This window comes from Roseobacter sp. FCG-D35 (genome assembly GCF_033436665.1).
Classification (GTDB): domain Bacteria; phylum Pseudomonadota; class Alphaproteobacteria; order Rhodobacterales; family Rhodobacteraceae; genus JAWQFO01.
Map to the genome: position 1 here is coordinate 1 of NZ_JAWQFO010000010.1, position 10,000 is coordinate 10,000.

General features: G+C 61.9%; 3 protein-coding genes, 1 tRNA gene and 2 rRNA genes (1 of these 6 cut by a window edge). 2 read left to right on the forward strand and 4 right to left on the reverse strand.

The features are described 5' to 3' along the window. Positions 1-105: 105 nt before the first annotated feature. The gene (locus R5H30_RS18875) at positions 106-3,117 is read right to left on the reverse strand and encodes a glycosyltransferase family 4 protein (RefSeq protein ID WP_318330188.1); all 3,012 of its coding nucleotides are present in this window, start codon (positions 3,115-3,117) and stop codon (positions 106-108) included. Between the two features lie 280 nt (positions 3,118-3,397). Here R5H30_RS18875 and R5H30_RS18880 point away from each other — a divergent pair, with 280 nt between their 5' ends. Next, complete coding sequence (locus tag R5H30_RS18880) at positions 3,398-4,774, forward strand: hypothetical protein (protein ID WP_318330189.1); 1,377 nt, start codon at positions 3,398-3,400, stop codon at positions 4,772-4,774. A 111-nt stretch (positions 4,775-4,885) separates the two neighbouring features. Beyond that, a complete protein-coding gene (locus tag R5H30_RS18885) occupies positions 4,886-7,441 on the forward strand; it encodes a glycosyltransferase (protein ID WP_318330190.1) in 2,556 nt (851 codons plus the stop codon). Positions 7,442-7,680: 239 nt separating this feature from the next. Here R5H30_RS18885 and R5H30_RS18890 read toward each other — a convergent pair. The 3 genes from R5H30_RS18890 to R5H30_RS18900 form a co-directional block, all read right to left on the reverse strand. Continuing rightward, positions 7,681-7,757, reverse strand: a tRNA-Met gene (locus R5H30_RS18890). 55 nt (positions 7,758-7,812) lie between these two features. After that, positions 7,813-7,927 (reverse strand): 5S ribosomal RNA (gene rrf / locus R5H30_RS18895). Between the two features lie 83 nt (positions 7,928-8,010). Next, a 23S ribosomal RNA gene (locus R5H30_RS18900) occupies positions 8,011-10,000 on the reverse strand; it runs 843 nt beyond the window's last position.

Sequence of the window (10,000 nt, forward strand, 5' to 3'; positions counted from 1 at the left end):
GAAAACCTACAGCACCCGCTGCGACACCACCAAGATCCCCTGCGTCTCAACATGGCGGTAGTTCAGCCGAAGGCTGGCGCCGGGCGGTTGCCCGGCGCCTGGACTTCAGCTTGAAATTCGGGTGACCGTCATTCGCCCAGGGGTCCCGCGCGTGACCGAGAACCGGGCGCCCGGAACCTCTTCACCGGTCTCGAGCACGACCAGCCGCGCCTCGCCTTCCTCTTTCAGGATTTCCGCCGAAAGCGGCAGCCGGAAGCCGTGAAACTCGAGGTCCGGCGTGCGCCGGCCAAGGCTGGGGATATGCGCGTCCGCCGGTACAGCGACCACCGGCCGCCCGTTCTGCACCAGCGCGACGTTGAGCAGCGCGCCGGTATCCTCGCGGTCCCAGGCCCAGCCGATCAGCCAGCCCTCGCTCCAGTCGCTCCGGGTCCGATCGACGATCGCGGACCGTACGCGCCGGGGGGCGGCCCCGTTGGTCTCCGCCGGCGCGCCGCGGCCAAGGATGTCGCCGCTGCGGTCAGCGACCCGTTGCAGTTCCATCTGTTGAACGTCTTCCGCGTCCTGCGAAACCGGCACGACCGGTCGAAGGAACTGACGCTTTTCCTCCGCCCTGCGATCCAGAGCAGCCCGCAGCGCCTCCCACGTCATGATCGGCTGGCGCGTGGTCAGCGCGAGGATCCCATCGGCGAATTTGGTGATCTGGAAGGGCAGCCGCTTCGGACCCTCGGGGGTCTCGACGGTCCACTTGAGCTCGTAGCTGGCGCCAGCGATCCAGTCCTCGGGCACCGGGAAGCGCCGAAGCGTACATTCCGGCAAAAGCGTCCTGTCCACGGCGTCCGTCGGGACGGGCTTGTCTGACACCAGAAGCTCGCGCCGCCCCCACCCTTTTGCCAGCAGGTAGATATCGGTGCTGTCCTCGTCGATGGCGAGTACGAGATCGCGCAGCCGCTCGACGCTGCCGTCGGTTTCCATCCGGTCCAGCGGGGTCAGCCAGACCGGTTTGCCATCCTGGGATTTCACCCCGGAGAGATCGCCCAGGCCGGTGCCACCGCCCTGCCCGAGCGTGGACAGCAGGATCTTGCGCAGGCCGATGCTGGACGTGTCGAGCAGCGGCTTCGCCTTGAGATACTTCGCCACGGGATCCTTCGAGAATGCCTCGGTCTCGGCCTGAACCGCCGGCCAGAAAAGCAGCGGTTCTGCATAGACCAGCATGTCCTGCCCGTCGCGTTCCTGCGACCGGGTGACGTACTCCTGGACCAGCCCGTATTCGACATCGTAAGGCTCGAACGCGCCAAGCTGCTTCAGCCGGTCCCGGCGCAGCGCGACGATCTCGGGCCCGTAGGCCGCCGATGTCAGGTATTGCGAGGCGACATCGCCGCCAAGCGGCAATCCGGAGAGGTCGTGGCTGTCGGTGAACCGGGTCGTGAACAGCGCACCGGGGGCATGCGCAAGACCGGTACGGGCGGCCGCCGCGAAACCGGGGCGCAGCGACGCGGCGGTCCCGGCGGCGACGATGACGACCTCGGCGGCGGTCCGGGACACTGCCGTGTTCAGCGCCTCGCCGGCCGCCTGCCCGATCGAGCGGAGCAGGCGCACCGGGTGCCCCTTGTCGGCAAGCTCCCGCACTGCCGCCTCGGCCGACTTCGCCAGCCGGAAATCGGTGCAGGCAATGACGGCCTCGTCCGGGCTGTCCTCGGTGATCGACCGCACTGCTGCGTCGAGCGAGGCGGCATCGCGCGCAAGCGCCACGTAGGCGACACGGCCGGCATCGTCGGTCGCCGGCGTCGTTCCGAGCAGTCCGCGGATCGCGTCGCGTCGCCCCTCTTTGGCAATCCGCTTTCCGACGTGGTTGTGAAACCCGTACCAGACCTCGAGATTGCGGGCGTTCGAGAAGCTCGGTCGCGCGATCTTCTGGCCATCACGAAGCACGCGCTCGATCCCGGCGGCGAGCGACTGGCTGGTCGGTTCGACGAGGCATGCGTCGCGATCCTCTTCGGCGATCAGCTCGAATGTTCCGCCGACGCGCGTGGCGAGAAACGGAATCTTCATCTCGAGTGTCTCGTAGACCGCCATGGTCGAATTCTCGATCAGCGACGGCATCACCGCGACCTTGTCGCTGTTGCAAATGAAAGAAAGGGCCTCGGGCTGGTTCAGATCCGGGATCACATCGACCTCGAAGGGCCAGTCCTGCGACCGCTGCGCGATGTAATCCGCGACCTTGATGCCGCCGAACTTGGTCAGCGGGACCCCGAACTTGCCGAGAAAAGTCACCTTTTCGGGGTGGATGCCGCGGTCCATGAGGCTGTCGAGCGCATTGCAAAAGAGTTCGATGCCCTTGCGCGCCTCGAGGCGTCCGAAAAAGACCAGCTCGCGCGTGCGGACGACGTCACCGGCCTCGCGCGGCTCACGCAGATCCGTCACCTTGACCTCGGAGAAGTCGACGATGTTGGGCTGAACGAACACGTTTGCCTGCGGGACCTTGTAGCCGATCTCTTCCATGAAGGTGATAAGGTGGGCGCTGCCGCCGACCACCATGTCCGCCAGTTCAACGCATTTCTGTTCGGCGTAGCTGGCCGCGACCAGATCGACGCGTTCGATGGGCTGCATCTGGTAGTGCCGGTTCCAGATATGCGGCGAGGACGTTTTGACGATGAAAAGAGTCTCGTCGAAGGCGAGGCCCAGGCTCTTGGCCATCAGCGCGTAGACCATGCCGCCGCGCCATTCCGACGTGTGCACGATGTCGAAAGCGGGCTGATCACGCAACCATTGGTAGGCAGCGAGATAGCGCGGCTGCCAATGCTGCGAGGGACCCCAGATCGGCGCTGCGGGAATGTCGAGGTAGTGCAGCGTGACACCGATCTCGGCGAAATGCGCAACCCAGTGATCGGGGGTCTCGTTCTCGACCACCGGCCCCTTGAGATAGAGCACGTGAACCTCGTGGCCGCGGCTGGCGAGACCCTTGGCGAGATGGTAGTAGGTCGACGCGATCCCGCCGTTGCGGACCGGGCCAATGATCTCTTCGGTGGCAATGCAGATCCGGACCGGATGGGAGTCGTCTTCCAGACCCAGGACATCGATACCGGGGAAGGATTTCACGTCGAATGTGTCGATCTGCATGGGGCCTCGATGATCTGTCTTTCGTCTTCCACCGGCACACGCACGAGTTGCTGCGAACCGGCTCGTGTCGGGATACAACTTCTTTCGGCGGCGCGAAAGACGGGCGGTACGGCAATCCGACCGCGGGTCCCGGAAGTCACGCACGACAAATATCCGGCGGGAGGCATTGTCGTCCGCCACGGGACGATTCATTCTGCGCCGAACCTGCCCGCGCGACGACCGAGACGATCGAAGTCTCCTGCGGTTGGCGCGCGGATACTTGAGGAACCTGCAGCTCACGATGAACGATACCGTTTCGACACCAGATCCGGCTGACGCAATGCAGGCGGGCAAGGCCGCCCTCGGTGCAAAGGACTACGACGGCGGCCGCGAGATCTTCTCGAAAATCGCCGGCAACGACGATGGCAGCATGGCGCGGATGTTTCTGGCCCGCGTCGAGTACGAGTCCGGCAATCATGCCGAGGCTCGCGCTCAGCTCGACCGGTTCCGGACCAGCAAGCCGAACAACCCTAACGGGCTTCTGCTTGACGGACAGTTGCGCTTCGACGCTGGTGAGTTCGATGCCGCCGAGGTCTCCGCCCGGAACGCTCTGGCGCGGAACCCGTCGATGTCGCGTGCGGAAAAACTCCTGTCGGCGATCCGCGGGGCGCGTGCCGCCGCCGAAGCCCGCGCCCATCTCGACCTGATCGACCAGCGCTGCCCGTTGCAGAGCGGAATGTCGCCGGCCGCGGAACTCATGGAAGCCGCGCGGGCGATCGCCGATCTGCCGGAGGGCGGAGAATGGTCAGACGACGTCACGCTGGCGAAGATCGCCTATTTTCGGAACGCGCGGTCGCTCGATGCCGCGCTGCGGAACTACGATGCGCATCTCGTCGATATCTCCTGCCGGTTCGGCTATGTCACCTGGCCCAGGCGTATTCAGGAGCATGTGCGGCACAAGTCTGTCATCGACGTCGGCTGCGGTTTCGGCGGTTATGGCATGGGATTTCTGATCGCGGGCGCCGACAGCTATCTTGGCCTCGATCCGCTGATGGACCTCGAGTCGACCAGCGCTCGGAACAAGCGCAAGCGCGAATGGACGGACATGGGTGTCACGCCACGCGGCATCGAAGACGCCTTGCCGGCGATCCGATTGTTTCAAGGCACGGCCGAGGACCTCAGCTTCGACGAGACATTCGACACCATCGCGCTTCACAACGTCACGGAGCATCTGATCCAGCTCGATCTCGTGTTCGAGGGGCTTGTGCCGCTGATGCACGACCAGAGCCGCGTCGTTTACCTGCACCACAACTACTATTGCTGGAACGGACACCACTATCCGCCGGTCCATCCCGATCAGTTCGACGAGACCGATCCGAGGCATCGGCGGGTCGCCGACTGGCGGCATATCGAGATCGCCACGCAGCTTGCCAAGGATTACAACGCCGAATTCACTTCCTACCTCAACCTTGTCCGCCTCGACGAGATCCGGCGGATCACCGAGAAGCATTTCGCGATCGAGACCTGGCAAGAGATCGATTCCAATGCGGCCACTCTCGCACGGCTGACGCCGGAAGTGCTGGAGCGCGTGCGCACTTCCGTTCCCGACATCACCGAACGCGATCTCAGGGTGAACACGGTATTCTGCGTCGCGCGCCGGAAACCGGCGCTGGTCTGACGCCAGCCTTTTGCAGACCTGCACCCGGCATGTGGTCTTCGAAGGCGGTCGCGCTTGCTTGAAAGGCCCTCTCAACCTCACTAAGGGTTTCGAAAACGAAGGAAAAAGTCCGTGATCGACCAGGACAAAGGCGTGCAGCACCCCGATCTCAGCGTGATCCTGACAGCCCATGACGAAACGCTAGTCTGCGGCCCGACGATGCGGGCGGCCGAAGTCGCGATCGCAACAGCCCGGGACGCTGGCTTCACCGTCGAGCCAATCATTGTTCTCGATGCGGCGACGCCGGACACCAAGGCGTGGTTCCATCAACCCGCACTGGACGGCTGGCAGCGCATCGAACTGGAAGAGCGCGACCTTGGACGTGCGCGCAATACCGCGATCCGCAGGTCCAGCGGCGCCTTCATCGCCTTTCTCGACGCCGACGACCTGATCTCGGAGAACTGGCTGTCGGAAGCCGCACGCCTGCTGGCCGAGGCCCGCGCGGCCGGCGAGAAACGGATCGTTCATCCCGAACTGAACTGGCTGTTCGATGGCGGCAGTTCGGTCTATTTCAATCCCGATCAGGACGATCCGCTGTTCACGCCGTGGTACTTCTACGCGATGAACTACTACGACAGCATGTGCATGGCGCCGCGCGAAGTGCACGAGACCATCGCCTATGCGGGTCGCGACATACCCAACGGTCTCAGCTATCAGGACTGGCAGTTCAGCGTCGAGACGATGGCCGCGGGTTGGCGCCACGTTTCGGCGCGTGACACTGTCATCTTCAAGCGCCGCAGAGATTCGTCTCTCGTTACCGAAAGCCAGGGGCGCAAGGCCGTCGTGCGCGCGCTCGAACCGATGGCGATCGACCGGATTTCAGAGCTCGGCGCCCCGTTCGACCGGACGCCGCTTGACAAGCCCGGCGCGATGTCGCGCCTGACTTCATGGACGAAAAGCGCATTTGCGCCGACTGGAGACCAGAGCGTTGACGCGCCCCACTACGGGCCGGTCCTGGCGGAAAGGATCGAATATGCCAAGACCCGGGCGCAGCGTGACGCGGCCCGGGACACGAAGGGTTACGAACGCGTCGCGAAGAACTTCGACTACGCCTACTACCTGTCGAAGTACCCGGATCTCGCCCGCGCGCGCAAGATCGACCCGGTTGGGCACTTCATGCGGATGGGTGTTGCCGAAAACCGGCAACCGTTGCAGTACTTCAGCAATCGTCATTACCTGGCCCGGCACCCCGAGGCGGCCGAGGATCCGGCCGGACCGCTGCACCACTACCTGGCCAAGGGCAAGTCGCGAGGACTGATCGCGGCCCCGTTCGCACGCTTCGAGGAACTGGCGGCAATCATAGGCCGCACGCCGCAGGAGGCACTGGACCTGATCCAGTCCCGCTATGACGACATCCGCGGCCGCCTCGAACGCGGTCGTCTCGGCGAAGTGGTCAATCGAGCGGCTGCCTTCGAGCCGCTGATAAGCGGAACCTGGCCCGATGCGCTCGGCCTGCGCATTCCGCCGTTTCACGGCGACATCGTCGTGTCGCGGGTCGCAGCCATTCATGCGCTCTGTAATGCCGCGGATCTCGCGCGCGCCAAGGCGGTTATCTGCGTGAACCGGCCGCGCTGGGGCGGCGCGCGGCGCATGGAAGGTCATATCGCGCATGCGCTCACCAACCTTCACCGCGCAGAGGACCTCGTGGTCATCGGCACCGACGGCTCAGGCGATCTTCCGGAAGGTCGGTTGCCGGCAGGCGTACGATACGTCGATTTCGCGGCGCTGGTTGCGCCCTTGACCGGGGACGAGGCCCAACGGGTTCTGGTGCAATTCCTGCGCGCGCTGCGACCCGACGTGGTCTTCAATGTCAACAGCCGCCTCATGTGGCAGGCGTTGTCGACTTACGGTCGTGCCATGAAGGCCAGTTTCCGCATGGTGGGCTGCCTGTTCTGCAACGAACAGACGGTGCTCGGCCATTCGACGGGATACCCGTTGACCCAGGTCTACCGGCATTTCGAAACCTTGCATGCGATCGCCACGGATAGTCACGATCTGGCCGACGAACTGGTCAGCCGGCATTTGATCCCGCCGGCTTCCGCCTCCAAGATCCGGGTACTGAGCGCGCCGGTGGATGCCGCCCTGCCTGTGGCATCGCGCCCGGAGCCGCGGTCCGACCGACGTCCGCAGGTATTCTGGTCGGGACGTTTCGACGCCCAGAAGCGGGTGGACCTGGTCTATGCGATCGCCGAGGCGTGCCCGGACGTGGATTTCCGCATGTGGGGGGAGGTGGTCATGGGTTCGGCCCGCGCACTGCCGGCAAGCAGACCCGACAATATCATCCACGAAGGAAAATACGAAAGCTTCGGCGACCTGCCGCTGCACGAAGCAGACGCATGGCTTTATACAGCCGCCTGGGACGGTGTTCCCTCGATTCTGCTCGAGGTCGCTATGACCGGGCTGCCGCTTTTCGGAACCGACGTTGGCGGGACAGGTGAGGTGCTTCAGGAAGAACTGACCGGGGTCGTGCCGCGTGGGGCCGATGCCCCTGCCTACGTGGAGGCGCTGCGCCGGATCCTCTCGGACCCGGAAGACGCGAGGCAGCGCGCGCTGCAACTGCGCGACCGGTTGACCGCCACGCGAACCTCCAGCGCCTACGAGAGCGCTGTTGCAGACCTGATCAACTGAATAGCGCACCTTCGGGTGCGATCCGACGAGATCTTTCGAACGCGCCCAAGACTGCCTCAGCTCTTGTTCGATACCATAGCAGGTTGCGCACGGGTCTGCAGTATGCAGCCCAGTCCTTCGAAAGATTGCCGCGGCGCCTGACACATGTGTATCCGTCGATGACGTTGACCGAACTGCCTCGGCTCAGACGAAAAAATCCGCCTGACTTCCGTCGGCGGAGTGCGCAATGCTTTTGAATTTGGTTGCGGGAGTAGGATTTGAACCTACGACCTTCAGGTTATGAGCCTGACGAGCTACCGGACTGCTCCATCCCGCGCCAATGCCGTGCTGTGTCATCGTTGAAGAGAGATACGGAACAGAGGTTTTACTAGGTTTGGCGGTGACCTACTCTCCCACGTCTTAAGACGCAGTACCATTGGCGCTGCGGCACTTAACGGCCGAGTTCGGAATGGGATCGGGTGTTTTGCTCGCGCTATGACCACCAAACCATGAAAAACCTCTGCATGTCCAAGTCAGCACACCGTCGCTGTGTATGCTTTCGACCGGAAGAAGTCTTGCTTCTTCTGGATCAAATCAAGCCTATCGAGCAATTAGTACCGGTCAACTGAACACATTGCTGTGCGTACATCTCCGGCCTATCGACGAGATCGTCTATCTCGGCTCTCAGGGATACCTTGTTTTGAGGGGGGCTTCCCGCTTAGATGCCTTCAGCGGTTATCCTGTCCGTTCATAGCTACCCAGCACTGCCGTTGGCACGACAACTGGTCCACCAGTGGAACGTTCAACCCGGTCCTCTCGTACTAGGGTCAACTCCTCTCAAGTATCCTACACCCACGGAAGATAGGGACCGAACTGTCTCACGACGTTCTAAACCCAGCTCACGTACCTCTTTAAACGGCGAACAGCCGTACCCTTGGGACCTGCTCCAGCCCCAGGATGAGATGAGCCGACATCGAGGTGCCAAACACTGCCGTCGATATGGACTCTTGGGCAGTATCAGCCTGTTATCCCCGGCGTACCTTTTATCCGTTGAGCGATGGCCCTCCCACTTGGGACCACCGGATCACTATGGCCGTCTTTCGACTCTGCTCGACTTGTCAGTCTTGCAGTCAGGCTGGCTTCTGCCATTGCACTCAACGAGCGATTTCCGACCGCTCTGAGCCAACCTTCGCGCGCCTCCGTTACGCTTTAGGAGGCGACCGCCCCAGTCAAACTACCCACCACACAGGGTCCCGGATCCGGATAACGGACCGCGGTTAGACATCAAGCAAAGCAAGGGTGGTATCTCAAGGGAGGCTCCACGCAGACTGGCGTCCACGCTTCAAAGCCCACCACCTATCCTGCACATGCTTGGCCTGATGCCAGTGTGAAGTTGTAGTAAAGGTGCACGGGGTCTTTCCGTCTAACCGCGGGAAACCTGCATCTTGACAGGTAATTCAATTTCGCTGAGTCGATGTTGGAGACAGCGGGGAAGTCGTTACGCCATTCGTGCAGGTCGGAACTTACCCGACAAGGAATTTCGCTACCTTAGGACCGTTATAGTTACGGCCGCCGTTTACCTGGGCTTCAATTCAGAGCTCTCACTCCTCCTTTTAACCTTCAGGCACCGGGCAGGCGTCAGACCCTATACGTCGTCTTGCGACTTCGCAGAGCCCTGTGTTTTTAGTAAACAGTCGCCACCCCCTGGTTTGTGCCCCCAGCTCCAAGTTGCCTTGGAACCGGGCCTCCTTCTCGCGAACTTACGGAGGTATTTTGCCGAGTTCCTTCAACATCGTTCTCTCAAGCGCCTTGGTATTCTCTACCAGTCCACCTGTGTCGGTTTAGGGTACGATCTCATGATGGAGCTATTTCCAGGAACTTCTAAGCGGCCCATCCAATCCGATAAGGATGAACAACCTTCGAAATTCGTCACTTCCATCTGGCCCAGGAATATTAACCTGGTTCCCATCGACTACGCCTTTCGGCCTCGCCTTAGGGGTCGGCTTACCCTGCTCAGATTAGCTTTAAGCAGGAACCCTTGGACTTTCGGCGACAGTGTCTCTCACACTGTTTGTCGCTACTCATGTCATCATTCTCGCTAGTGATCTCTCCACCGGATCGCTCACGCGCCGGCTTCACAGAAAACCCCGCGTCTCCAATCCGCCCGAAGACGGTAAGGAGACATGGAGTTATGTCACACTACGCTCTGCTACCATGCGATAAACGCATCCTAAGCTTCGGCTCATGGCTTGAGCCCCGTTACATCTTCGCCGCAGGACAACTTGATTAGACCAGTGAGCTGTTACGCTATCTTTAAAGGATGGCTGCTTCTAAGCCAACCTCCTGGTTGTTTTGGTCGTCCCACCTGCTTTCCCACTTAGCCATGAATTGGGGGCCTTAGCTGTAGGTCAGGGTTGTTTCCCTCTCCACGACGGACGTTAGCATTCGCCGTGTGTCTGCCATCTAGTACTCCTCGGTATTCGGAGTTTGGTTAGGATCAGTAAGCCTGTGGGGCCCCATTACCCATCCAGTGCTCTACCCCCGAGGGTATACGGATGACGCTCTACCTAAATAGATTTC